Here is a 24,335-nt window from a genome sequence, read left to right on the forward strand (position 1 = left end):
GGTACACCCGATTTGGTGCAAAAATAAGACAGACGCGCAATCAACTAAAACTATACCTCTCCGATAAACCGGGAAGGTATAGAAGCAGTTACGCCATCCGCTTATCGCGTAAGGTGACGAACTCTTCCGCCGCTGTTGGGTGGACGGCACAGGTCACGTCCCACTGGGCCTTGGTCAGGCCGGCCTTCACGGCGATGCCGGCCATCTGGATGATTTCCGCCGAGTCCGGCCCCACCATGTGCGCTCCCAGCACCACATCGGTCTTGTGATCGACGATCAGCTTCATCAGGGTGCGGCTTTCACCGGCCACGAAGGCCGTTTTCATCGGTTTAAAGCGCGCCGTGTAGATATCGACCCGGATACCACGTGCCACGGCGTCCTGTTCGGTCAGGCCCACCGTGCCGATTTGCGGCTGCGAAAAGACCGCCGTCGGAATATTGGCGTAGTCATAGGCCGTCGGATTGTCTTTGAAGGCCGTCTCGACAAAGGCCACGGCCTCGCGAATGGCGACGGGCGTCAGGTTGCAGCGATTGGTGACGTCGCCTACGGCAAAGATATGCTCAACCGCGGTGCGCGAATAGGCGTCAACCACCACGGCCCCGTCGCCGTCCAGTTCGACCCCGACATCGGTCAGGCCCAGCCCTTCCGTGTGTGGGCGGCGACCGGTGGCATAGAGCACCTGATCGACCGTCAATTCGGTGTCGTCGGTCAGGGTAATTTTTATACCCTTATCGGTTTTTTCCAGCTTTTTAGGATCGGCGTGGCACATGACCTTGATGCCCTTCTTGCCGATCTCCTGAGTCAGGTGCTCGCGCACCTCCTGATCGAAGGCGCGCAGGATCTGATCGCCGCGATAGAGGATATGCGTATCGACGCCAAAGCCGTTCATGACGCCCGCAAATTCGACGGCGATGTAACCGCCACCGACAATGGCGATGGATTTCGGCAGCTTATCCAGCAGGAACATCTCGTTGGAGGTAATGGCCAGTTCATGCCCCTCCACCGCTTCCGGCACGAAGGGCTGCCCCCCGACGGCGATTAAGATGGTCTTCGCCGTCACCTCATAGGGGGCGTCGCCATTGGTCGGCGTCAGGTGCACCGTATGCGGCCCGGTGAGTTTCGCCCAGGCGGGGATCAGGTCCGCCCCGGCCTTGACCAGATTGGCGGCATAGATGTCCGACAGGCGCGACACCTCAGCCAGATTGGCATTGCGGAATTTGGTCCAGTCAAAGCGGCCCGTCTGCGCCTCCCAGCCAAAGCCGCGCGCATAGGCCACCTGCTCCGGCACTTCGGAGGCATAGACCATGAACTTTTTGGGGACGCAGCCGCGCACCACGCAGGTGCCGCCCGGCTTGTCGCCTTCGGCCACACCGACCTTGAGGCCCAGTTGCGCGCTCAGACGCGCCGCGCGCACCCCACCGGAGCCAGCCCCCAGCACAAAAAGATCATAGTCGAATGTGGACATGTCGCGCTTTCTTACGGATGGAGGATATCGACGCCGCTATCGGTGCCGATCAGCGCAATGTCAGCCAGATCGAGGAACAGTCCGTGATCGACGACCCCCGTGGTGGCTTTCAGCGCGCTGGCCAGTCCGGTAGGATCAGGGATCGCCCCGCACGGCACGTCAAAGATAAGATTGCCGCCGTCGGTCACAAAGGGCTCACCGCCTTTTTTCCGCAAAACCGGCAATTTGGCGATGTCAAACTCGCTCAGCACGTCGCAGATGCGGTTGATCGTGCCCTTATAGGCAAAGGGTTCGACTTCGATCGGCAGGGCAAAGGCCCCCAGCGTGCCCACATGCTTGGCCGCATCGGCGATGACGATGCAGCGGTCGGCCATTTCCCAGATCAGCTTTTCCCGCAAAAGCGCCCCGCCGCCGCCCTTGATGAGGGCCAGCCCGGCCCCGATTTCGTCCGCGCCATCGACGCAGACATCCAGCTTGCCCACATCGTTGATATCCTTGATCTCCAGCCCCAGAGACTGCGCCAGATGCGTCGTCTGGTTCGAGGTGGAAACGAGCGTCAGCTTCAGGCCGCCCTGCACCGCATCGGCCACCGCCTTGACGAACCAGGCGGCCGTTGAGCCGGTGCCGAGCCCGACCTTCATGCCGTTTTCGATATGGTCAATGGCGGCCAGCCCGGCGGCCTGTTTCTGCGTATCGGCGGACATGACTTAACCTTTCTGCTTTTCTGCTTTTTGGGCAGCTTTTTCCGCCGCCTTACGTTCGCGGAAGGCCCTGGCCCATCCGGCCTTTTCGGTCTGACGCGAACGCTCGAAGGCCAGGGCGTCAGCGTGCACATCCTCTGTGATCACCGAACCCGACCCGGTAATGGCCCCGGCCCCCACCGTCACCGGCGCGACCAGAGAGGCGTTAGAGCCGACAAAGGCCCCTTCGCCGATCACCGTGCGGTGTTTGAAATAGCCATCATAATTACAGAAGATGGTGCCCGCGCCGATATTGGCCTTCGCGCCCACCTCGCCATCGCCCAGATAGCTGAGGTGATTGGCCTTGGCCCCCTCACCGATCCTGACGTTCTTCACCTCGACGAAATTGCCAATATGCGCATCCTTGCCGATATCGGCCCCCGGACGCAGACGGGCATAGGGACCGATCAGCGCCCCTTCGGCGACGCTGGCCCCCTCAAGGTGCGAAAAGGCGCGGATAACCGCCCCTGAGGCAACGCTCACCCCTTCGGCAAAGACGACATTGGGCTCCACCACCACGCCCGGCGCGATGTGCGTGTCCCACGACAGGAAGACCGTCTCCGGCGCGGGCATGGTCACGCCGTTCAGCATCAGGGCCTTGCGGCGGCGCGATTGCCAGATGGCCTCGGCAGCCGCCAGTTCGACCTGAGAATTGACGCCCGTGACGTCCTCTTCAGCCACGAAGCAAACCTTGGGTTTCAGCCCGCGCGCCCTGGCGATGCCTACCACGTCGGTCAGGTAATATTCGCCCTTGGCATTGTCGTTCTTCACCTCATCGAGCAGGGCGAACAGGGTGGCGCGATCCGCCGCCAGCACGCCGGAATTACAGGCGCGGATAACCAGTTGCTCAGGCGTCGCCTCCTTGGCTTCGACGATGGCGCTGAGGTCGTCCGCCCCTTCGATGACCAGACGCCCATAAGCCCCCGGATCGGCGGCCTCAAAGCCCAGCACCGCCAGATCGGCGGTCTCGGCCAGATCGAACACGGTCTTGAGCGTCTGCGTGTCGATCAGCGGGCAATCGGCATAGGAGACCACGACCTGACCGTCGAAATCACTCAGCGCCGCCTTGGCCGCCAGCACGGCATGACCCGTCCCCAGCGGCGGGTCCTGCACCACCACGCTGTCGGCCCCCAGACGCTGACGCGCGCTGTCGCCCACCTGCGGCGAATGGGCCCCGACCACGACGATGATGCGCTCACAGTTCAGCCCTTCAGCCGCGTCGATCGCCAGGTCCATCATGGCCCGACCGGCCACCCGGTGCAGGACCTTGGGCAGCGTCGATTTCATGCGCGTGCCCTGCCCAGCCGCCAGAATGATGGCGGCGCGTTTGCGGTTTTGGCTCATTGTCGTGATTCACCTGTTGCCGTTTGGCCCGATTTAGACCAAAGCACCGGCGAATTGAACGTGAAAAACACCCGCCGGAGCGATTTTGCCCATGACGACCCTTCCCGACCTGAGCGGATACGGTATCGCCTTCGATCTCGATGGCACGCTGGTGGAAACCGCGCCGGACATTATCGGCACGCTTAACGCCATTCTGGCCGAATACGACGTGCCGCCCTTCCCCTACGAAGCGGCACGCAGTCTGGTCGGGCGCGGGGCGCGCTCATTGATTCAGCGCGGCTTTGCGGCAGCTAATGTGCCCCTGAGTGAAGAGGCTGAACTGCCCATGGTCGGGCGCTTTCTCGACCTCTATCGCGAGCGCATTGATCAGGAAAGCCACGCCTTTCCGGGGCTTGAGGCCGCTCTGGATCAACTGAGCGCCGCCGGGGCGACGCTGGCCGTCTGCACCAACAAGCCGACGGCCCTGTCGGAACTGCTGCTGACCCGGCTCGGCCTGATCGGGCGCTTCGGCTCGGTACGCGGGGCAGATAGTGTGCCGCTCAAAAAGCCTGATGCCGGTCACCTGAGGGCCTGCGCCGACGATCTCAACCTGCCGCTGGAAAAGATGCTGCTGATCGGCGATTCCGAAACCGACCATCTGACGGCGCAAAACGCAGGCGTCCCCTGTGTGCTGGTCAGCTTTGGCTATTGCGATACGCCGATGGAGGCGATGTCACCGGCCGCCCTGATCGACCATTTCGACGAACTGCCCACAGCCATCGCCTCTATCCTGCGATAAAAGCTCTTGTCAGGGCGGCGCGCAGCGACTAATAAGCGCGCTCCCTGCTTTGGATGGACGCGTAGCTCAGCGGGAGAGCATTCGCTTCACACGCGAAGGGTCACAGGTTCAATCCCTGTCGCGTCCACCATTTCCTCGTTTTCTCCGAAAACTCGAAAATGATCTTTTGAGTTTGCGCTCAGAGGCTTCGCCTCTTGGCGCCGCGCAGGCTGCGCTCCCGCTTGGTCGCTAGTCGCCTCGCTCCAATTCTCTCACCCTTATGGTCGTGGATGCTGTTGGCTCGCCGCGACCCAAAGGGCTATCTTGCGGCGGCGAACGATCGCCGGCGCCCGCTTGGGCGCTGTGATTTTATTTGCACTCAAAGGCTTCGCCCTATCTCCTTGAAGACCGGTTTCGCCCTCAGGGCACCGCGCAGGCTGCGCTAGCGTCCGATCTCAAAAAGCGAAGCGTTAGATCATCAAAAAATTCTCGCTAGTCGCTCCGCTCCAATCCTCTCACCCCGCTTATGGCAGGGTGCTGTGATTTTTCTTATTGGATTTGCTCCACTTAAGCCGTCTTGGTCGCTTCGGCGCTGTCGGACTCGTCGTCGGTCAGGATGCGCTCCAGTTCCTTCTGGCTCAGGCGCGTGAAGTTGACCAGGTCAGGCTCGGAATCGAAGAACGCGAAGGATTTTCGCAGCGTCACGATGTCGTGCTGCAGGAAGGCCTGTGCGCGGCGTTCGACCTGGGCCTTGGGCGCGCCCATGCTGATCAGGGCCTCGCGCGCCACCGCCATCGACGAATCCAGCGTCTCACGGTGGTAGTAGTCCACCCCCGCCCGGTCCAGCTCATAGGCGTGGCGACGGTTGCGCGCCCGCGCGAACACCTTGAGGTGCGGGAAGTTTTCCTTGGCCAGTTGCACGATCTTCACCGCGCCTTCGGCATCGTCGATAGCGACGATCAGCATCCGCGCCTGATCGGCCCCGGCGCTGCGCAGCACGTCCAGCCGCGTGGCGTCACCGAAATAGGCGCGGTTGATTCCGAAGCGTTGCAGAAGCTCGATCTGGTCCGGATTGTTCTCCAGAATGGTCACGGTCACCCCCTGCGAGCGCAGGAAGCGCCCGATGATCTGACCGAAGCGGCCAAACCCGGCGATGATGACGCTGTTGCGTTCCTCAATGGCGTCGGGCGCGCGTTCGGGCAGGAGCGAGAGGAAACGCGGCACGACATAGCGCGTAAACAGCTCAAGACAGATGGGGGTGATGCCGATGGAAATAGCCACCACCAGCGTCAGGAAGCGCCGCAGATCGGGCGTCAGAAGCCCTAACTGCCCGGACAACTGAAAGAGGACAAAGGCGAACTCGCCACCCTGTGCCAGAGACAGGGCCAGCCCCGCCCCGGCGATATTGTCCATGCCGAACCGCCGCGCCAGACCATACAGAATCAGGCCCTTGATGGCCATCAGCCCCAAGACCGCCAGCATAAGCTGCACCGGCTGGGTCAGCAGACGATCGACGTCCATCCCCATGCCGACCGAGATGAAAAACAGGCCAAGCAACAGCCCCTTGAACGGCTGGATGTCGGTTTCAATCGTCGTCTTATAAGGAGAGTTAGCCAGAACCACGCCCCCCAGGAATGCCCCCAGCGCCGGGGATACGCCGACCAGTTGCATCAGCAGCGTCACCCCGACCACCAGCGCCAGAGAGGTGGCCGTGAACACTTCGCGCAGATTGGTACGCGCGATACGCGGCAGGAAGTAGCGCGACAGAAGCTGCCCGCCCGCAATGACCATGGCGATGGTGGAGAGACCTGCCAGCGCCTGCGCCCACACCGGCAGGTGTTCCACCAGACTGGCCCCATGCGCCGCCGGAGCCTGCCCGCCGCCCGCCGCCAGCAACGGAATGATGATCAGGATGGGGATGACGGCAATGTCCTGAAACAGCAGAACGGAGAAGGTCGTTTCGCCAACCTGGGTCTGCATCAGATGCTTTTCTTCCAGCATCTGAAGCACCAGCGCCGTGGACGACATGGACAGCGCCATGCCGATGGCCAGCGCCGTCTCCCAGCTCAGATTAAATCCGAACCGGCCAAGCGCCAGAATGGCCCCCATCAGGGCCAGAGACGATAAAACGACCTGAAGCCCGCCCATGCCGACGATGGTGCGCCGCAGCCGCCACAAGAGCGCCGGTTCCAACTCAAGGCCGATGAGGAACATCATCATCACCACGCCGAATTCGGCAAAGTGCATGGTCGAGGTGACGCGGTCGATAAAGCCCAGACCTGACGGCCCGATCAGGATACCGGCGATGAGATAGCCCAGCACCGCCCCCAGCTTGAATCGCGCCGCCAGCGGCACGACCAGACAGGCCGCCGCCAGAAACACAAACACATTCAGCAGTAATCCCGTATCCACGCGCCGTCTCCGCAATCGTCGTCAGAAGATAGGGGCGTTCGGGGGGCTTTCACAATAGCTTGACTGGCAAAAAGGCTTCGCAAGGCCGCTGCGGTTGACAGTCTGTCGCCGGTCGTCTCAACTGTGATCATGAGTGCGCCCCCGTCTCCGGACCTCTTCACCCTGACCGAACGCCACGGACCGCTGGTCATCGCCGCGCCGCACGTCGGGACCTATCTGCCGCCGGACATCGCTGCCCGGCTCAATCCGGTGGGGCTATCGGTCATGGAGACGGACTTCCACGTCCATCGCCTGTACGATTTTGCGGCAGAGCTTGAGGCGACGACCCTGTTTGCCACCCATTCGCGCTATGTTGTCGATCTCAACCGCGATCCGCACTCTTCGCCCCTTTATCCGGGGATGTTTGAAACCGGCCTGTGCCCGTTGAGCGATTTCGACCGCAACCCCATCTATCTCGAAGGGCAGGAACCGAGCCTCGCCGAGACCGAACAGCGGCGTTTTCAGTACTGGTTTCCCTATCACGCCCGACTGGAAAAGGTGCTGGAGGCGACGCGCCAGCGCCACGGCTTTGCGCTGCTGATCGACGCCCATTCGATCCGCCCGTCCATCCCGCTGCTGTTTGACGGCGCGCTTCCCGACCTCAGCTTCGGGGCCGACAGCGGGCGCACCCTGCCGCCTATGGTGATCGAAGCCTTGCAAGGCTGGATGCAGCGCACGACCGACTGGACCAGCGTGCTCGACGGGCGATTCAAGGGCGGCTTCACCACGCGCGGTCACGGACGCCCGGAAGACCACATCTACGCGCTGCAAATCGAGATCGTGCAAAGCTGCTATCTCGACATGAACGACCCCACCCGTTTCGACCCGCAACGCGCCCGGCCTTTGTCGCAAACGCTGAAACCGTTGCTGGAGACCTTGATTTCGGCAGCAAAACAGGCCAATTGAGCCGCGAAATTCCAACGGCTCCAGAGGGTTCCCATGAGCACGCGCGGCAATATTATCGACGGCTTCGGCTACGCCAAAGGTTTGCGCGAACGCATCGCCGGGCGCGTGGCGACCTTGAAGTCCGAACACGGCCTGACGCCCTGTCTGGTGGTGGTGATTGTCGGCGAAGACCCGGCCAGCCAGATCTATGTGAAGAACAAGGGCGAGACGACGAAGGCCGTCGGCATGGAAAGCCGCACCATCGTCCTGCCGGCGGACACCACCGAGCCCGATCTGCTGAAACTGATCGGCGATCTGAATGCCGACAGCAGCGTCAACGGCATACTGGTGCAACTGCCCCTGCCGGCGCACATGTCGTCACTAAAGGTCATCGACGCCATCGACCCGCTGAAGGACGTGGACGGCTTCCATGTGCAGAATGCCGGGCGTCTGGCGGTGGGCCTCGATGCCATTGTCCCCTGCACGCCGCTGGGCTCGCTGATGCTGCTGAAGGACGCGCTGAAAACGCACGGTGACGGCAATCTGTCGGGCCTTAATGCCGTGATCGTCGGGCGCTCCAACATCGTGGGCAAGCCGATGGCGCAGCTTCTGCTCAATGAAAACTGCACCGTGACCATCGCCCATTCACGCACCACCAACCTGCCGGAGTTGTGCCGCACCGCCGATGTGCTGGTCGCCGCCGTCGGGCGTGCGAAATTCATTCAGGGCGACTGGGTGAAGGACGGGGCCTATGTGATCGACGTCGGCATCAACCGCATCGAGGTCGAGGGCAAAAGCAAGATCGTGGGCGATGTCGATTTCGACGCCGCCCTGCCACGCGCCACGGCCATCACGCCGGTGCCGAAGGGCGTGGGTCCGATGACCATTGCCTGCCTGCTCAACAATACCCTGCAAGCGGCCTGCGTACAGCACGGCCTGCCCGTCCCCGGCGACCTGTAAAACATGAGCGCGGGCGTCGTCATCATCGGGGCAGGCCACGCCGGCGGATCGGCGGCGGCCTTCCTGCGCCAGTACGGCTACGAAGGTCCGATCACCCTGATCGGAGATGAACCGCACCTGCCCTATCAGCGCCCTCCCCTGTCGAAGGCCTGGCTGAAAGGCGAGGCGTCGGGCGACGACCTCTATCTGCGGCCGCAGGACTTCTATGACGAAGCGAATATCGCCGTCTGGCTTGAGCGCCGCGTCGAGGCCATCGACACGAAGGACAAGACCGTCACCATTGATGGCGAACCCGTCGGCTATGAGCACCTGATTATCGCTAGCGGCTCAAAGGCGCGGCCTTTTGGTTGCCCCGGTGCGGAGGCGACGCCCTATCACCTGCTGCGCACCATTACCGATGCCGAATGGCTCAAGCCGCACCTGAAGGGCGGCCAACGCATCGGCCTGATCGGTGCGGGCTATGTGGGGCTGGAAGTCGCCGCCTCCGCGCGCAAGCTGGGCAGCGCGGTGACGGTGTTTGAGCGCGAAAGCCGCATTCTGGCGCGCGTCGCCTCACCCGTTCTGTCGGAGGCCTTTACGCGCATCCACCGCGATAACGGCGTCAATCTGATCACCGGAGCCGAAGTGGTGCGCGTCAGTGCCGAAGGTGACCTGCGCCGCGTGCATAGGGCCGATGGCGCGGTGCATGAATTCGACGTGCTGCTGGTAGGCATTGGGGCCCTGCCCGCCGATGATCTGGCGCAGGCTGCCGGGATCACTTGCGCAAACGGCATTGTCGTCGATCACCAAGCCCGCACCTCGACCGCAGATGTGTTTGCCATCGGCGACGTCACCTCGCGGGAGGTCAAGCCGTGGTACGAGGGCCGCTATCGGCTGGAAAGCGTGCCGAGCGCGCTGGAACAGGCCAAACAGGCGGCCGCCGCCATCACCGGCTTCAAGGCCCCGCCGCCCGAAGTGCCGTGGTTCTGGTCCGATCAGTACGACTACAAGCTCCAGATTGCCGGCCTGACGCGCGCCGGTGCCAAACTGATCACGCGCGGTGATCCCGTGACGGGTGCGTTCAGCGTGTTTCACCTGAACGATAGCCAGCAGGTCATCTGCGTCGAAAGCGTCAATCGCCCGGCAGATTTTATGGCAGGCAAGCAATTGATTCATAAGGCCGTGGCGGTGGAAGACAGCGTCATTGCTGATGCCGACGCCTCGCTGAAACCCTATTTGCAGACCACCCGCTAAAACCTGCTGCATTGCGGCAATTTACGCATGACAGGGGGTAGCGTTTCGGTCTAGCCTTCATCAGATACGCGAACGGGAGAGGCCGATGCCGTCGAAGATATATGCGGACGCGAAGAGTGCGCTGGAGGGGCTGACGTTTGACGGGATGACGGTGATGGCCGGGGGCTTTGGCCTGTGCGGTATCCCGGAGAACCTGATCGCCGCCCTGCGCGACTCAGGCGTGACCGGCATTACCGCCATTTCCAACAATGCCGGGGTCGATGGCTTCGGGCTGGGGATGCTGCTCAACACCCGTCAGATCAAAAAGATGATCTCGTCCTATGTCGGCGAAAACAAGGAGTTCGAGCGGCAGTATCTGGCGGGCGAGCTGGAGCTGGAGTTCAATCCGCAGGGCACCCTGGCCGAACGGATTCGGGCCGGCGGGGCCGGGATTCCGGGCTTTTACACCGCCACCGGCGTCGGCACGCTGGTGGCCGAAGGCAAGGAACTCAAGGACTTCAATGGCAAGACCTACGTGCTGGAGACGGGTCTGGTCGCCGACCTTTCCATCGTCAAGGCGTGGAAGGCCGATGAGCGCGGCAATCTGATCTTCCGCAGGACGGCGCGCAATTTCAACCCGATGATGGCCACCGCCGGCAAGGTCTGCGTCGCCGAGGTCGAGGAGATCGTGCCGGTGGGCTCGCTTGATCCCGACACCATCCACACGCCCGGCATCTATGTCGATCGCCTGATCAAGGGCACGTTCGAAAAGCGCATCGAACAGCGCACTGTGCGTCAGAGAGAAGGAGCCTGATCATGCCCTGGACCCGTGACCAACTCGCTGAGCGCGCTGCCAAGGAATTGCAGGACGGTTTCTACGTCAATCTGGGCATCGGCATCCCGACTCTGGTGGCCAACCACATCCCGCAGGGCATGACCGTCACCTTTCAGTCGGAAAACGGTATGCTGGGCATGGGGCCGTTTCCGTATGAGGATGAGGTCGATCCCGACCTGATCAATGCGGGCAAGCAGACCATCACCGAGCTGCCCGAAACGAGCTATTTTTCGTCGTCGGACTCGTTCGCCATGATCCGTGGTGGCCATATCGACCTGACCATACTGGGGGCGATGGAGGTGGCCGAAAACGGCGACATCGCCAACTGGATGATACCGGGCAAGCTGGTCAAGGGCATGGGCGGGGCGATGGACCTCGTCGCCGGAGTGCAGAGGGTGGTGGTCGTTATGGAACACGCCAATAAGCACGGCGAGTCGAAGGTGCTGAAACGCTGCGACCTGCCCCTGACCGGGGCGGGCGTGGTCGATCTGATCATCTCGACGCTCGGCGTGTTTGAGGTCAAGCCCGACGGCTCAGGCCTCGTGCTGGTCGAACTGGCCCCAGATGTCACCCTCGACGACATCGCCGCCCGGACACAGGCCACCTATGAGGTCGCGCTGCGTTAAGGGTTGGAAGATCAGCCACGAAAAACACGAAAAGCACGAAAAGCGACGTTCATCCTTCGGCGCGAAGCGCCAAGCGTATCTCTGGGCGGCTCAATAATGGCCCTTCGGGCAAGATCAATACCGCAGCCTTTGGTGCTTTTCGTGTTTTTCGTGGCCAAAATCCTTAGGCCCCCGACTTGCTGGCGCGCTTGATGACGCCGGAGAAGGTCATGACCATGCGGTCGCCGACCTTGATCTGACCCCGGCCGAAGATGGTCGATTGACCAGCACGGGTAATCTCACCGGTGGCAATCACGATGTCGCCCAGATTGCCGGGGCTGAGGAATTGCGCATCCAGTTGCATGGTCACGCCGCCTGAGGTTTGCAGATTGTCAAGCGCAAAGACGTACAGCGCCGTATCGGCCAGCGACAGCAGGCAGCCGCCGTGCATGATACCGCCGCCATTGAGGTGTCTCTGTTCGACCTTCAGCGCCACCTGCATTGTGCCATCCGCGCCGGGCAGATAATAAAACGGCCCGATATGGTTGACATAGTCGTCATGGAAGGGCGAAAGGAACCACCCTTTGAAATCGCCGTCCTTGACCTGAAGGGGTTTGGGCTGATCGGCCATTGCATACCTCGTTTCAAACACACAAGAAGATTGGGCCCCATGTCGAACCCGGTGGAAGAGCTGATTATCGAACTCCTGACCGAGTTGGGAGATAAGGAAACCTTGAGCCCCAATCAAGTCGCCAAAACTATAAACGCCGAAAACTGGCGGCGTCAGTTGCCGCAGGTGCGCGCCGCCATCGGGCAACTGGTCGAAGCCGGGCGCATCGAGGTGGTGCGCAAGGGTAAGGTGGTCGAATTCGACGGCATCCGCGGCATCTGGCGTATCCGTCTGGCGGGTGCGGAATAACCACATTACCCCACTCCTGCGCCTCTTTGACGGGCGTGTTCGTCATTACGCTGCGCAATTCCCTCAGAGTACGATAGACTGCCCGTCAAAGGACAGGACTGTCCTTACGGAAAGGGAGTGCCTATTGTCTCCTTATTTCCGGAACCTTATCTTTTCGGCGCTATATCCGCTATGGATTGAAGAGTGGCGCGTAACGCGTTTTGCTTTTACCCTCAGGTTTGATGTCGAAGGCTGATTTTAAAATTGAGACGCCGCCGGGTGGGGAGGCAAGGGTCGTCAGCCTGACAGGGGACTGGACCGCCATCGGCCTGCGCGACGCGGGCGAGCGCCTGAAATCGGCGCTGAAATCCGCGCGAGAGATTCGCATCGAGACCCAGTCGCTGACCGGCTTCGATACGGCCGGGGCCTATGCCCTGCGCACTGCCCTGGGTGAGCATGGCGACGATACCCTGTTTGCCGACGATCCGCGCATCGGTGCTGTCTATGCGCTCATACGCGACATTCAGCCGAAGGTGGTCGAGGCGCAAAAGGCAACGGCGCAGCAAAAGCCCAATCCGATCATTGCCCGACTGGCCCGACTGGGCCGCCGGACCGAAGAGGGCTTAAAGGATCTGCGCGACCTGAATATCTTTATCGGACATCTGGTCGTTACCGCCTTCCTGTCGATTATTACGCCGGGACGCATCCGCTGGACGCCGCTCGTGGCCCAGATGCAGCAGGCGGGTTTCGGTTCGCTGATGGTCGTGTGCGTCACAAACTTCTTTGTGGGTGCGGTGATCGCCTTTCTCGGCATCCTACAGCTTCAGCAGTTCGGGGCCGCGGTCTTCGCGGTTGAACTGATCGGCATTTCGGTCCTGCGCGAATTCGGTCCGGTCATTGCCGCCGTCCTGATCGCCGGGCGCTCAGCCTCGTCCTTCACCGCTGAAATCGGCGCCATGAAGATGAATCAGGAAATCAGCGCCATGCGCGTGATGGGGATCAACCCGTTCGACGCCCTGATCTTTCCACGCCTCGCCGCGCTGATCCTGACCATGCCGCTGGTGACCTTCGCCGGGTCCATGGCGGGTCTGTTCGGCGGCTTTGTCGTGGTGTGGGCGCAACTGGGCTATGGGCCGCACTTCTTTTCGATCCGCATGACGGAATATGTGCCGTTCGTGAATTTCTTTGTCGGCATGATCAAGGTGCCGCTGTTTGCCATTGCCATCACCATTATCGGTTGCCGACTGGGCATGAACGTCACCGAAGACGTCATTTCGCTGGGCCGTCAGGTGACGCGCGCCGTGGTGCAGGCCATCTTCACAATTATTCTCATCGACGCCATCGTCGCCATGATGTTCAACGGGTTTGACTTCTGATGACCGAAGCCCCCTCACCCGTCTCCACCCCGGCCGCACCGCCCATCGTTATCGAGGGGTTGCGTAACCAGTTCGGTTCCAACATCGTCCATGACAATCTCGAACTGACGGTCGAGCGCGGCAAGGTGATCGGCGTCGTCGGCGGTTCCGGTACCGGCAAGACGGTGCTGCTCAACTCGATCCTTGGCCTGCAAAAGCCGTCCAAAGGCGCTATTCACCTGTTCGGCAAGGACATCACCCGGCTTAACGAGAAACAGTTGCGCCTTATGCAGTCGCGCTTTGGCGTTCTGTTCCAGAGCGGTGCTCTCTTTTCGGCGCTCAGCGTCATTGAAAATGTCTGTGTGCCCCTAACCGAATATGCCCGGCTGAAACCGGCTCAGATGCGCGAAATCGGCCTGATGAAGATGGCGCTGGCAGGTTTGCCGCTCGACGCCGCCGACAAGCGGCCTTCGGAACTGTCGGGAGGCATGATCAAGCGCACGGCGCTGGCGCGCGCCCTGGTGCTCGATCCGGAGCTTCTGTTCCTTGATGAGCCGACCGCCGGCCTCGACCCCATCGGAGCGGCGGCGTTCGACGCGCTGATCCGCGAACTTTCCGACAGTCTGAACCTGACCGTCTTCATGATCACCCACGATCTCGACAGCCTTTACGCGATCTGCGATGAAGTGGCGGTGCTGGCGGACAAGCGCGTGGTGGCGCAGGCCCCACCGAGCGTGCTGGAACAGTCGGACCACCCGTGGATACATGAGTATTTCAACGGCCCGCGCGGCCGGTCTTCGCAAAGCCGGGGTACAGGAGACGCGTCATGACCTGCCGAGTTTGTGTCCACGCCAACACGGCGAGCCTGAACGCTACACGCGCCGTGACGAGAGGAAAGTAAATGGAAAGACAGGCCCATTATGCGGTTGTCGGACTGATCACGCTGGTGCTCACGGCGGCCGCCTTTGTCTTTGCCTTCTGGCTGATCCAGGGCAGTTTCAACGAAACCTATTCGGAATACGACGTCGTATTCAATTCCTCCGTCAACGGCCTGACCGAGGGGGGCGAAGTGCATTTCAACGGCATCAAGGTCGGTGAGGTGCGCGAACTGCGGCTCGGGAAGGCCAATACGGCTCAGGTGATCGCCACTGTACGCGTCGATTCCACCACGCCTGTGCGCGTCGATTCCACCGCCGTGCTGGAGCCGCTGGGCGTGACCGGTCTCAATTACATTCAAATTTCGCCGGGCTCCAAAGAGGCCGCGCTTTTAAAGCGCGCGCCGGGTCTTGGGGCCCCCAATCCGGTCATTCGCGCGACCGAAAGCCGGCTGGACAAGCTGCTGGCCGGGTCAGGCGGCGTGATCGAAAGCGCCTATGAGTCGCTGAACCGCATCAACCGCCTGATGTCCGACGAAAATCTCAACGCCTTCTCCAAGACGATGAAAAATATCGAGGACATCACCGGCGATATTGGCGAAGTGACCGAAGACCTCAAAAATCGCAAGCAACTGCTCGATGACGCCCATGAGGCCATCGTGCAGGCCGGTATCGCGGCGGAAAACCTGTCGAAGCTGGCCAATTCCGCCGATGTTCTGGTCAAGGATCGTGTGCCCCAGACCATGAACCGCATTGACGAAGCGGCGGCGCAACTGGCCAATGCGGCCACCGAGGTGGCCAACCTGTCCAAGGCGGCGCAGGGTCCGATCAATGAGGTATCGGAAACCACCCTTCCCGCCCTGTCGGATAGCCTGCGTAACCTCAATCAGGCGACCCGCTCGGTCGAAGATCTGGTCGAAGAGGTTCGCGCCAGCCCGCAGGGTCTGCTCGACAAGCCCAAAGCCAAAGAGAGAAAGGTCAACCCGTAATGATGACGCGCACCACACGCCGCTCTCTGGCCCTCAGTCTGCTGACCGCCGGGCTGGCCACCGGACTGACCGGCTGCATCACCCTGCTGCCCGAAGTCAAACCGGTTCAGCTTTACAGCATCCGCTTCAATCCGGCCCTGCTGGAAAAGGGCGATGTCAAGGCACCGCCCGCCTCGCCCGACGCCAAACCGGTCGATGTTTTCGTTAATTTCGACGGTTTCCCGCGCGCGTCGGCCGGTGACCGCATCGTCACTACCGAAGGCAATGAGGTGTCCTTCGTGTCCGGTGGCCGCTGGGCCAGTACCGCCCAGGGGCAGTTCCGCGACCTGATGTCCGAAGGGTTCGCCCGTCAGGCCAGCCCCGAAGTGCGCCTCGGCGATCAGGGACGCGTGTCCGGTGACTACCGCCTCGACGTCACGGTCCGCCGCTTCGAAGCCGCCTACGCCAAACGCCGCCCGACGGTCATCGTGGCGCTGGATGCCCGGCTGGTCCGCCTGAAGGACCGGCAGGTGATGGCGGAAAAGTTCATCGCCTCAGAAGTCGCCGTGCGCAAGGGCAATCTCGCCCCGCTGATCGAAGGGTTTGAAACCGCCGCCTCGCGCGTGACGGTGGACCTAATCGGCTTTACGGAGACGGCGGTGGCCGAAGCCAAAGCCAGAGAGACAGTCCCGGCTCAATAACGAAAAAGCCCGGTTTTACGACCGGGCTTTTTCTTTGGTCAGGCGGCTTGCAGGCCGGACTTCGCCCCCCGGCGGCGGCCACGCGCGTCGCGGTCAAGACGCTCATAGAGATAGATCAGATCTTCGCGCGGCGCGAACGGCACCTGCGTCAGGAAGCGTTCGATCATGCGTGCCTGAAAGCGCATCACGTCCGGATCGGCGTTTTCACTGGCCAGCGCATGGTAGGTGTCCACCGCGATACGGAAGGTCTGGAACATGCGCGCCGGCAGGCCCGCCCGATCATAGATGGCGCGCAGGCCCAGAGCCCCGGCATCATGCACCATCAGCCAGCAGCGGTCATGTGGGACGCCCGACAACTCGGCGAGCGCATGTTCGAAAAAGACCATATGGCCGCGCGCCAAAGCCCGCAGGATCAGGGATGGCGTCATGCGTCCGGCGATCACCAGGTGACGGGCCAGAGCCGCCGGATCACGGCTGGCGCCTGTCTGGTCGGCGACATCCAGCGTGGCGCGTTCCTGCGTCGCCTCGGTAATCTGCACCGCCGTTTCCGGCTGAATGGCATGCCGCGACACCAGTTGTTCCTTCAGCGACTGACTGACCAGATGGATCAGTTTTTCGGTGACGGACACAGGCAGGTGCGGACGATTGACCAGCGTGTTCTGCACGACTTCGGAGTCGCCAAAGCGGTCCAGAACCGCCGTCATCCCGCTGTCGCTGAAGACGGCCTGCGTATTGGCGCAGGCAATCACCACGGCCTCCTCCACCCCGTGCTGCGCCAGAGCGGTCGTCACCGGCTCGGACAGGGTTTCGCGGCGCGCCACCGCGATCTGACGCACCGGCCCGCCGGAGCGGATGATTTCGGCCAGGTCCTCATCGGTAAAGACGGGGGAATAGCTGAGGACCGGCACGGCGACCGATTGCACGTCACGGGACAGGCGCACCGCCACATCGTGCGGCAGAAGGCTGGAGGTACGCAGCGTCACGGCCAGCGACTTGCGCACCAGTTCGGCGGCGTCGTCGGCCAGCAGACGGATGATTTCCTGTGCCGCGGCGCGCTCGACCTCGCTGAGTTCGCTGCGCTCCATCAGGCGACACACCTTGTGCGTGGCCACGGCGCGGTCATCGGCATTGTCACTGCGCACCAGTCGGGCGACATCCGTTTCGGAAAGCAGGCTACGCGAAGCGGTCATGGGAAAGGTCCTGACAATTTCGCACCGCACGAGTCATTGCGGCGCGCTTATGCGGATTGTCCGCCCCGCCCCTTAACGAATACTTACCAAAGTCCCTGCGGCAGGTGCACTCCGCATCAAAAGTTAATTTTTTCGAGCCCTGCCCGGTTCGGTAACGGGACCGCAATCAGTTTGCGCCATAGTCTGTGCATGTCCGAGTTCACGCCCGCCGCCGCCCTGTCTGATGACCAGATCGTCCTTGATTACGGTCTTAGGGCGCAGGTGCGTCTGCTGCCTTATGCGCTCGGCTTTTTCGCCACCGGGCTGCCCGCCTACATCTGGGGCGCCAACTATTTCATGTCGCCGCTGGAAATCGCGCTGAATATCGCGCTGTTCGCCTGCGTCTGGGCGGCCTTCTTCCTGCTCAAGCCGTCGCTGAAAACCGACGAATGTCCGACCCGCCACAGTCTGAATGTCCGGTTGCGTCGCCAATGGCTGTGCGGGGCGTTGTGGGCGCTGAGCCTGCTCGTCGCCTCCTTGAGCTGCATTGGGGGCGGTCAGGCGGCGCAGGTATTTGCCACGCTCTGTGCCGGCGGCGCCGTCGGCATTATCTTTTTCAGCGCCCCGGTCCTGCTGTTTCTGCTGACACTGGCCCCTCTGGCCATGGCGGGCCCAATACTGGCGCTTAATCTCACCCATCCCGACGGCGAGTGGACGGGGCTGGTCACCGGCGGTCTGGCCATGGCACTGGCTCTTGGGCTGATCATGAACCGTCACCTTCAGGAACACTATCACCTTACCTTTGCCCAGCGGCGCACGCTGGAAGAACGCGAAGCCGCCCTTACGGCGCGCGACAGCCTGACCCGCGATCAGATGGCCCTGATGCAGACCCTGTCGCGCGAAATCGCCACGGGCCTGCGCAGCGTGGACCAGACCCTGGGGCAAGGCCTGTCGCACCTTAGCCGCGCCCCCGCGCCGCGCCACTTTGTCGAAAGCGCGCGCAGTGAGATCGAACACCTGCTGGGCCTGATCACGACGACGCTGGATGAGGATGAGGCCCGTTCCGGCCAGATGATACTGGACCCGCGCCCGCTCGACCTTGAGGGCCTGATCCGCCACGTCACTGCCGGATTTCACGACATGGCCGATGCCAAGGGGCTGGACCTCACCCTGACCCTGCCGCCATCCCAAAATACCGGTGCCGCGATCGGCGATGCGGTGCGCGTCGAGCAAATACTCTCGCATCTTCTGGCCAATGCCATCCAGTACACGCCCAAGGGCAAGGTCGAGGTCAAACTGCTGCCGCCCGCAGACGGGCGGTTACGTCTGGAGGTGGTGGATTCGGGACCGGGGCTGGAAGCGGACGAACTGCACCGCGCCTTCCTGCCGCATGAACGGATTGCGCGCACCTCCGCCGGCTATTCAGGGGCCGGGTTGGGGCTCAACCTGTCGCGCCGTCTGGCCGAGCTGATGCATGGTGAGGTCGGCGCGCAGAGCACGCCGGACGTCGGCTCGAAATTCTGGATCGACCTGCCCTATGACGCCACCGCCGCCGTCCCTCGCCCGGTCGGCGCGCCCGAAACGGATGTCCCTGAGCCCGTCAGGGGTCTGAAGGTCATGCTGATTTCCAACGACTCTCTGCGGTCTGTCGAATTGCGTGACACGCTGGAAGGACTGGGTCATCGCTGTCTGACCGCCACCACGCGCCCGCGCGCCGTCTCGCTGGCCGCCAAGGGGGATATAGACGCGGTGCTGATCGCCACAGGGGCGTTCGAGGATCTCGACAATGACAGCCATCGTCAGAAGCTGTCGGAGTGGCTGGAGCGGCTGCGCGCCACGCAGGCGCGTGAAACCCTGACCATTCTGGCCCTGCTGCCCGACGGTCAGCAGGCGGAGCCGCTGAGCGCCCTCGGTGTGCGCCCCCTGCTGCTGCCGCAATCCGAAGACGCCCTGCGCCGCGCGCTTACGGCCAGCTAGATCGTAGGTTTTTTTAGAGGAACCGAAGGCGCGAGAGCGCATTCCGAAAAGTGTGCAACGGTTTTCGGAATCAAATGCGCGACAAAACAAAAAGTTAGAGCGAAATTTCGATTCAACCTGAACGAAATTCGCTCTAGACAAAGCCGCTGCCGCCGCCCTCTTCGCGGCTCTCCTTGTCTGGCCCGAAGGCAGACAAAAGCTGGGTGGCGAACAGCAGGCTCTGATCGCCCGCTCCGCTGCCAAAGGCGATATTCAGCAGTTGCGCTTCGGACTGTACCCGTTGCAGACGCGCCAGCAGAAAGCCCTTATTGTCGCCCTCCGGCAGCATACCGCTGTCCGTCTCGTCCGGCAGGTGCATCTGCACGGTGCCACCGGCCTTTGAATTGAGATTGGCCATAAGCTGCGCCGCGCTGACAGGCGCCCCATTGCGGTAAAAGATCGAGCGGTTGGCATTGGCCGCCGCGGGAAACAAAGCCGCTGCGGTCGCCCCCGGACGGCGTTCCACCGCCTCAATCAGATTAGCGGCCCCCGCCGGCCCCAGAAAATGCGCCGCATAAAGCTCACCGGCGGTCGGGTTGCGTCCGGTGCGCCCTTTCAGATAGGCGGCATTGCCTGCGGTCATTTCAGCCGCCATGGCCGCCGCAGCGTCCTGATTGTAACGCAGGCCCAGCACCTGCTGACGCGCCTGGGCATCGGCTACGTAGTACTGACCATTGCCGCCCTGTCGGATGGCGTCGGCATAGCCGCCATAGCCATGCTTGCCGCCGTGCTTCTTGATGGTGGCCAGCCATGTCTGCTCAATGAACTGAAACAGGCCCGCCGCCGAAGAGGTCGGGGCCTTGGCATTGGGGTTCAGAGAACTTTCGCGCTGCGCGGTTTTCAGCAGGTAAGAAAAATCCACACCCGTCCGCTGGGCCGCCCGCGTAATGGCGGTAACCACACTCTGCTTTCGCGGCGACAGGCCGGAAGAGTCGGGGACAGGGGACGCGGGACCGGACATGGATAGAGCGCATTAACCAAAAGATGGGCAAATTTTGCCCGATGGAGGTTAACGAGGTGTGAATCAAAAGCGCTGTGGGGCGTAGGCCTCGGCCCCTTCCGGCGGTTCCTGTCCGGTGATCAGCGCCGTCAGAACGCTGGCCGCATAGGGGCCATATATCCAGCCATTGCGACGCATACCGGTCGCCACATAGACACCGCTGGCGTCGCGTCCGATCATAGGCCAGTGATCGGGGGTGGCCGCCCGCACCCCGACGCGCGGCGTAACGCCCTCAAGCGCCGCAACGGTCGAAGGCGTGAATTTGCGCGCCTTGTCTTTCAGCGAGTCGATGACGCCGGGCTCCACCGCCGCATCCGCCCGGCCCGCCTGCATAGTGGCGCCAAACTTGGTCAGACCGTCCAGAAACACCCAGTAGCCCCAGGGCGAACGCACCATCCGCCCGGCCAGAGCGGGGTCGCTGCGGCCTTCGCGGTCAAGCAGATGGCCCTTGATGGGCATCAAGGCTTTCAATGACGGCACAGCCTCCGCAAAGGCTGCCGCACCATAGCCCGCGCAGACCGCCACATGCCCGGCTTCACAGATCCTGCCGTCAGACAGAACTACGCTGCGGGGGGCGACCTGCGCCACCTCTGCGTCGATCCAGCGCCCGCCGCGCGCCTCGAACTGCGTTTTCATAAAGGCCAGTACGGGCGCAGCTGCCATCAGCCACTCGCCGATGATCTCAATCCCCTGAAGGGGGGCCTGAAACCCCAGTCGGGCGAGGTCGTCTTCGGCCATCACCTGCCCCTTGGCCCCCAGAGCGGTAAAGCGCGCCATCATTTCGTCGGGCGAAGGCCCTGCCTCACTCGACCACACCCAGACGGCAGGCTGCGCCATTTCAAGAATTTCCGAGAGGCCCAGATCGGCGGCAAAGACCGGCCAGTGCTTTTGCGCCGCGACATAGCGGGCATAGGACAGATCCGGCTGCGGCTCGGTCAGGGCCTCCATCGCCGGGGCAATCATGCCCGCCGACAGGGCCGAGGTGGTGTCTTCGACCCGGTCTTTGGCGATCAGGGTGACCGCCAACCCATAATCCAGCGCGCGCAGGGCGACGCTGAGGCCGGTAATGCCGCCTCCGATGACGATAAGGCTGAAAGACGAAATCATGAGCAGATCCTTTTAAGGCCTGCCTTATATCCGGATTTGCCCGCAGGACCAGAGCGCACGCGACCCTTGCGTCAATCCGCCCGTTGACAACCAGGTCCGAGGTTTTTGGGGAGCTTTATCACGATGGTACCGTCTGCTGGTTTCGAACCAGCTACCTCCAGAGCCACAATCTGGCGCTCTACCAAGTGAGCTAAGACGGCAGACCATCGTGAGGGCCGATCCTCTAAACCGCGACGGCCCTCCGATCAAGGGGTAATTTCACCCGCCAGCGCAATAAGCGGTGAAAAAAACTGCACATCCGGCGGGCCTACTTGTAGCCCTTTGACTGGATATAGGTTTCCAGTTGCGCGATGCGCGTATTGTCCGACGGGTGCGTCGAAAGGAATTCCGGCGGCTTGCCCTGATTCAGAGCCTGCATATTGCGCCACAGGGCGATGGACTCCGAGGCCTTATACCCCGCCTTGACCATGATATCGACACCGATCCGGTCAGCCTCCAGTTCATGCTTACGCGAATAGGGCAGCAGCAGCCCCAGTTGCGCGCCCATGCCGCCATAATTGGCGATGATCTGCTGGGTACGGCCCGAGGTCGCTCCGGCAGCGGTTTGAAGCGCGATCTGCGTGCCCACCTGCTGCGAATAACGTTCAGCAGCGTGCTTGCCCAGCACGTGCGCCGTTTCGTGCCCCAGAACCGCCGCCAGTTGGTCGTCATTCTTGACCACCTTGAACAGGCCGGTATTCACGCCGACCTTATTGCCGGGGATGACGAAGGCGTTGGGCTGATCGTCCTGAAACAGCACGTACTCCCACTGATTGGGATTATAACCTGCCGCCGCAACGATTTTGGCACCGACCGTCTTCACCCGGCGGTTCAACGCAGCGTCGCTGGAGATTTTCGAGGTTCGCATCAACTCCTGCCACCCTTGCAGCGCTGAGGGCTCCAGATCGGCATTGTCCACCAGCAGGAACTGGCTGCGGCCGAGGGTGTCGTTCGTTTCGCACGCCACCAGAGTTCCGGCGACCGTAATCAGGGCGGCGAAGGTCAGGCTTCTTGGACTCAGGATGGATTTCAGACGCGCAGGCATGGACGGCTCCCTCGGATTTTTCCTGAAACATAATGGCGTGTCAGAAGGGGACGGTCAATAAATGCCGGCCGCTGACGCATAAGCCGCACGTAAAAAGGCCTCCGGAAAACCGGAGGCCTTTGGACAGATATGGGCATCGCGCCTATTGGAGAGCAAAGCCCATCTTGACGCGCATGGTGGCACCGACCTCGACCGCTCCATTGGAGGTATCGGCGCGGCCCTTGGCTTCCACGGCACGCACCGCCGCATCTCCGAATCCATAGCCTCTGGGGCTTTCGGAAAGGACCTCGCACTTTACCCGGCCCTTGGTATCGCGCACCGTACAGGCGAGCGTTGCCGCCCCTTCGACCTCGGCATCCATGGCACGGGCCGGGTAGTATTCCAGCAAGGTGGCCGAATCGGGGAAGCGCGACCACACCGCCTTGACATAGGTAGGACCAGTCGCCTGGACCGGGCCGCTTTCAACCACCGGACCAGGTTGCGCCGAATAGCTGGTCACGGGGCCAACGGTTTCGGGAAAACTGGTCGGCGTTTCTACCACAGGCAATGGGTTTTCAACCGGCTGTGAGATATGGTCCGGGGTATTCAGGCGAATGGGCGGGCTCTGCGTTCTGGGCTTTTCGACAACAGGGGCAGGTTTCGGCTCGATAATCACCATCGGTGCTTCCATCACCTTGGTGCCATCCGGTGTTTCGGCCAGTTTTACTTCAAAGCGCTCATGGATGATGTAGGCCGCCAGCCCCAGATGGACAAGGGTGGCCACGGCGATACCCATCACGACGGGAGGTGACAGACGCTTTTGCGCGGGCGTTTGAAACAGCGGGTTACGGGTCGGGGGGATGAGAGCGGATGCCATGCGGGGGTTTCCTTTCCTGATTATCCGCGCCTGTCCGGAAAGCAGGCAACGGTCGGCGGCCGAGCGGGGTCGGCATGTTTTTCGATGTATAGGCCCCGGCTTCTCAAGGCCCCCTCGCCTCAGAACGTTCACGGGGTGATAGGACGATCCGATCACTTAGCGAAACATATCACTTAGCATTGTTAAGTTCAAATGCCTTTTTCGTGATCACGGCATAGGTGACCGGAGCGATCCCATCCGTCCGTTCAGTACACCACCTCTTTCCGCTATCGTGCCTGCCTGTCGCATAGGAAACAGGCAACAAAAAAGCCCCCCGGCGAGACCGGAGGGCTTTTCTGAATAAGGATCAGGAACCTATTGCAGGGTCCACTTGAAGCGGAACTTCTTGTGGTCGCCGTCACGAAGTTCACCATCGGTGCCCTTCTTGATCTTGGCGTAGCGCATAAAGCCCTTCACGGTCGCCGCACCGAAGCCATAGCCCGCAGGCTTTTCGCTTTCGACGCTACAGCCCGTGATCTTGCCTTCCGAGCTGAGGACGCAGTCAATGGTGACTTCGCCTTCAACTTCCGCGTCCTGAGCACGCGGCGGGTAGAGGTCAAGCATCTGGTCCGACGTCGGCGGCGTCCATTGAGCCGTCGTGTAGCGCGGACCAGCGGGAACGACCGGAGCCGGAGGCGGCGGAGGTCCCGGGACGATTTGCGGCGGCCCCTTATACTCGACGCGGTCTTCCTTCTTCGTCGCTTCGATCTGGATCGGAGCAGGCGGCGGAGGTGCGTCGGTCTGGATCACCGGTTCGCGAACCTGCAGCTTCGGCGGAGGCGGAGGCATGTCAGGCGGCGGCGGCGGCGGCGGCGGTGGAGGCGGCGGGGGCGGCGCCAGATCTACCAGTTCAGTATCAATCTTGGTGTCCTCATATTCCACCGGCTTGATTTCGAACTTTTCGTGATAGATGTAGTAGGCCAGTCCCACGTGGGCCACGATCGCCACGCCAATACCGACGAACAAGGGCGTTTTGTCCTTGTTAATCGGGGGGTCGAGAATAGGATCTCGAC

General features: G+C 62.0%; 23 protein-coding genes and 2 tRNA genes. 13 read left to right on the plus strand and 12 right to left on the minus strand.

Going from position 1 to position 24,335, the window contains the following annotated elements:
* Window positions 1-88: 88 nt before the first annotated feature.
* From gor to glmU, 3 genes are read right to left on the minus strand one after another with little or no spacing between them, the layout of a single operon-like run.
* Window positions 89-1,465, minus strand: coding sequence for a glutathione-disulfide reductase (gene gor / locus AACH73_RS06920; protein WP_272742219.1), 1,377 nt, complete (start codon window positions 1,463-1,465; stop codon window positions 89-91).
* Window positions 1,466-1,476: 11 nt separating this feature from the next.
* On the minus strand, window positions 1,477-2,169 hold the full coding sequence (gene rpiA, locus AACH73_RS06925; RefSeq protein WP_272742220.1) for a ribose-5-phosphate isomerase RpiA: 693 nt from the start codon (window positions 2,167-2,169) through the stop codon (window positions 1,477-1,479).
* Between the two features lie 3 nt (window positions 2,170-2,172).
* Complete coding sequence (gene glmU / locus AACH73_RS06930; RefSeq protein ID WP_338734418.1) at window positions 2,173-3,549, minus strand: bifunctional UDP-N-acetylglucosamine diphosphorylase/glucosamine-1-phosphate N-acetyltransferase GlmU; 1,377 nt, start codon at window positions 3,547-3,549, stop codon at window positions 2,173-2,175.
* 91 nt (window positions 3,550-3,640) lie between these two features.
* On the opposite strand from glmU, the gene AACH73_RS06935 reads away from it, so the two are divergent.
* Entirely contained in the window at window positions 3,641-4,327 is a 687-nt protein-coding gene (locus tag AACH73_RS06935) for an HAD-IA family hydrolase (protein ID WP_338734419.1), read from the plus strand.
* A 55-nt stretch (window positions 4,328-4,382) separates the two neighbouring features.
* Window positions 4,383-4,457 (plus strand) — tRNA-Val (locus AACH73_RS06940).
* 416 nt (window positions 4,458-4,873) lie between these two features.
* On the opposite strand, the gene AACH73_RS06945 is transcribed toward AACH73_RS06940, so the two are convergent.
* Window positions 4,874-6,718: a monovalent cation:proton antiporter-2 (CPA2) family protein gene (locus AACH73_RS06945; protein ID WP_338734420.1), complete on the minus strand. Its 1,845-nt coding sequence runs from the start codon at window positions 6,716-6,718 to the stop codon at window positions 4,874-4,876.
* Window positions 6,719-6,847: 129 nt separating this feature from the next.
* On the opposite strand from AACH73_RS06945, the gene AACH73_RS06950 reads away from it, so the two are divergent.
* The 5 genes from AACH73_RS06950 (at window position 6,848) to AACH73_RS06970 (ending at window position 11,275) form a co-directional block, all read left to right on the plus strand.
* On the plus strand, window positions 6,848-7,663 hold the full coding sequence (locus tag AACH73_RS06950; RefSeq protein ID WP_338734421.1) for an N-formylglutamate amidohydrolase: 816 nt from the start codon (window positions 6,848-6,850) through the stop codon (window positions 7,661-7,663).
* A gap of 33 nt (window positions 7,664-7,696) precedes the next feature.
* The gene (folD, locus tag AACH73_RS06955; protein WP_338734424.1) at window positions 7,697-8,602 is read left to right on the plus strand and encodes a bifunctional methylenetetrahydrofolate dehydrogenase/methenyltetrahydrofolate cyclohydrolase FolD; all 906 of its coding nucleotides are present in this window, start codon (window positions 7,697-7,699) and stop codon (window positions 8,600-8,602) included.
* Window positions 8,603-8,605: 3 nt separating this feature from the next.
* A complete protein-coding gene (locus AACH73_RS06960) occupies window positions 8,606-9,835 on the plus strand; it encodes an FAD-dependent oxidoreductase (RefSeq protein ID WP_338734426.1) in 1,230 nt (409 codons plus the stop codon).
* A gap of 85 nt (window positions 9,836-9,920) precedes the next feature.
* Window positions 9,921-10,628: a CoA transferase subunit A gene (locus AACH73_RS06965; protein WP_338734427.1), complete on the plus strand. Its 708-nt coding sequence runs from the start codon at window positions 9,921-9,923 to the stop codon at window positions 10,626-10,628.
* 2 nt (window positions 10,629-10,630) lie between these two features.
* The gene (locus AACH73_RS06970) at window positions 10,631-11,275 is read left to right on the plus strand and encodes a 3-oxoacid CoA-transferase subunit B (RefSeq protein WP_338734428.1); all 645 of its coding nucleotides are present in this window, start codon (window positions 10,631-10,633) and stop codon (window positions 11,273-11,275) included.
* Window positions 11,276-11,438: 163 nt separating this feature from the next.
* On the opposite strand, the gene AACH73_RS06975 is transcribed toward AACH73_RS06970, so the two are convergent.
* The gene (locus AACH73_RS06975; protein WP_272742798.1) at window positions 11,439-11,885 is read right to left on the minus strand and encodes a PaaI family thioesterase; all 447 of its coding nucleotides are present in this window, start codon (window positions 11,883-11,885) and stop codon (window positions 11,439-11,441) included.
* Window positions 11,886-11,924: 39 nt separating this feature from the next.
* On the opposite strand from AACH73_RS06975, the gene AACH73_RS06980 reads away from it, so the two are divergent.
* The 5 genes from AACH73_RS06980 (at window position 11,925) to AACH73_RS07000 (ending at window position 16,051) form a co-directional block, all read left to right on the plus strand.
* Complete coding sequence (locus AACH73_RS06980; RefSeq protein ID WP_272742797.1) at window positions 11,925-12,173, plus strand: DUF3253 domain-containing protein; 249 nt, start codon at window positions 11,925-11,927, stop codon at window positions 12,171-12,173.
* Between the two features lie 221 nt (window positions 12,174-12,394).
* Window positions 12,395-13,528 (plus strand): ABC transporter permease, encoded by a 1,134-nt coding sequence (locus AACH73_RS06985; protein WP_338734430.1) that lies wholly within the window; start codon window positions 12,395-12,397, stop codon window positions 13,526-13,528.
* Window positions 13,528-14,337 (plus strand): ABC transporter ATP-binding protein, encoded by an 810-nt coding sequence (locus tag AACH73_RS06990; protein WP_272742795.1) that lies wholly within the window; start codon window positions 13,528-13,530, stop codon window positions 14,335-14,337. Before AACH73_RS06985 ends, AACH73_RS06990 begins: the two co-directional genes overlap by 1 nt.
* Window positions 14,338-14,408: 71 nt before the next feature.
* Entirely contained in the window at window positions 14,409-15,371 is a 963-nt protein-coding gene (locus AACH73_RS06995) for an MlaD family protein (protein ID WP_272742794.1), read from the plus strand.
* A complete protein-coding gene (locus AACH73_RS07000; RefSeq protein WP_338734431.1) occupies window positions 15,371-16,051 on the plus strand; it encodes an ABC-type transport auxiliary lipoprotein family protein in 681 nt (226 codons plus the stop codon). The genes AACH73_RS06995 and AACH73_RS07000 overlap by 1 nt, the downstream gene beginning before the upstream one ends.
* A 38-nt stretch (window positions 16,052-16,089) precedes the next feature.
* Here the strand turns inward: AACH73_RS07000 and AACH73_RS07005 are convergent, their stop codons facing one another.
* Window positions 16,090-17,241: a DUF2336 domain-containing protein gene (locus AACH73_RS07005; RefSeq protein ID WP_272742792.1), complete on the minus strand. Its 1,152-nt coding sequence runs from the start codon at window positions 17,239-17,241 to the stop codon at window positions 16,090-16,092.
* A 189-nt stretch (window positions 17,242-17,430) separates the two neighbouring features.
* Here AACH73_RS07005 and AACH73_RS07010 point away from each other — a divergent pair, with 189 nt between their 5' ends.
* Window positions 17,431-19,197, plus strand: coding sequence for a HAMP domain-containing sensor histidine kinase (locus tag AACH73_RS07010; protein WP_338734432.1), 1,767 nt, complete (start codon window positions 17,431-17,433; stop codon window positions 19,195-19,197).
* Window positions 19,198-19,330: 133 nt separating this feature from the next.
* Here AACH73_RS07010 and AACH73_RS07015 read toward each other — a convergent pair whose 3' ends face one another.
* The 6 genes from AACH73_RS07015 to AACH73_RS07040 form a co-directional block, all read right to left on the minus strand.
* Entirely contained in the window at window positions 19,331-20,197 is an 867-nt protein-coding gene (locus AACH73_RS07015) for a transglycosylase SLT domain-containing protein (RefSeq protein ID WP_338734433.1), read from the minus strand.
* A 63-nt stretch (window positions 20,198-20,260) separates the two neighbouring features.
* Entirely contained in the window at window positions 20,261-21,343 is a 1,083-nt protein-coding gene (locus AACH73_RS07020) for an FAD-dependent oxidoreductase (protein ID WP_338734434.1), read from the minus strand.
* 124 nt (window positions 21,344-21,467) lie between these two features.
* Window positions 21,468-21,543: transfer RNA gene (locus tag AACH73_RS07025), tRNA-His, on the minus strand.
* Between the two features lie 107 nt (window positions 21,544-21,650).
* A complete protein-coding gene (locus AACH73_RS07030; protein ID WP_338734435.1) occupies window positions 21,651-22,427 on the minus strand; it encodes a M48 family metallopeptidase in 777 nt (258 codons plus the stop codon).
* Between the two features lie 142 nt (window positions 22,428-22,569).
* Window positions 22,570-23,283 carry a hypothetical protein gene (locus AACH73_RS07035; RefSeq protein ID WP_272742787.1) on the minus strand — a complete coding sequence of 238 codons (714 nt, stop codon included), beginning with the start codon at window positions 23,281-23,283 and terminating at the stop codon, window positions 22,570-22,572.
* Window positions 23,284-23,637: 354 nt separating this feature from the next.
* Complete coding sequence (locus AACH73_RS07040) at window positions 23,638-24,288, minus strand: energy transducer TonB (protein WP_272742786.1); 651 nt, start codon at window positions 24,286-24,288, stop codon at window positions 23,638-23,640.
* Window positions 24,289-24,335: the final 47 nt, after the last annotated feature.

Source organism: Asticcacaulis sp. DW145 (genome assembly GCF_037101385.1).
Classification (GTDB): Bacteria; Pseudomonadota; Alphaproteobacteria; order Caulobacterales; family Caulobacteraceae; genus Asticcacaulis; species Asticcacaulis currens.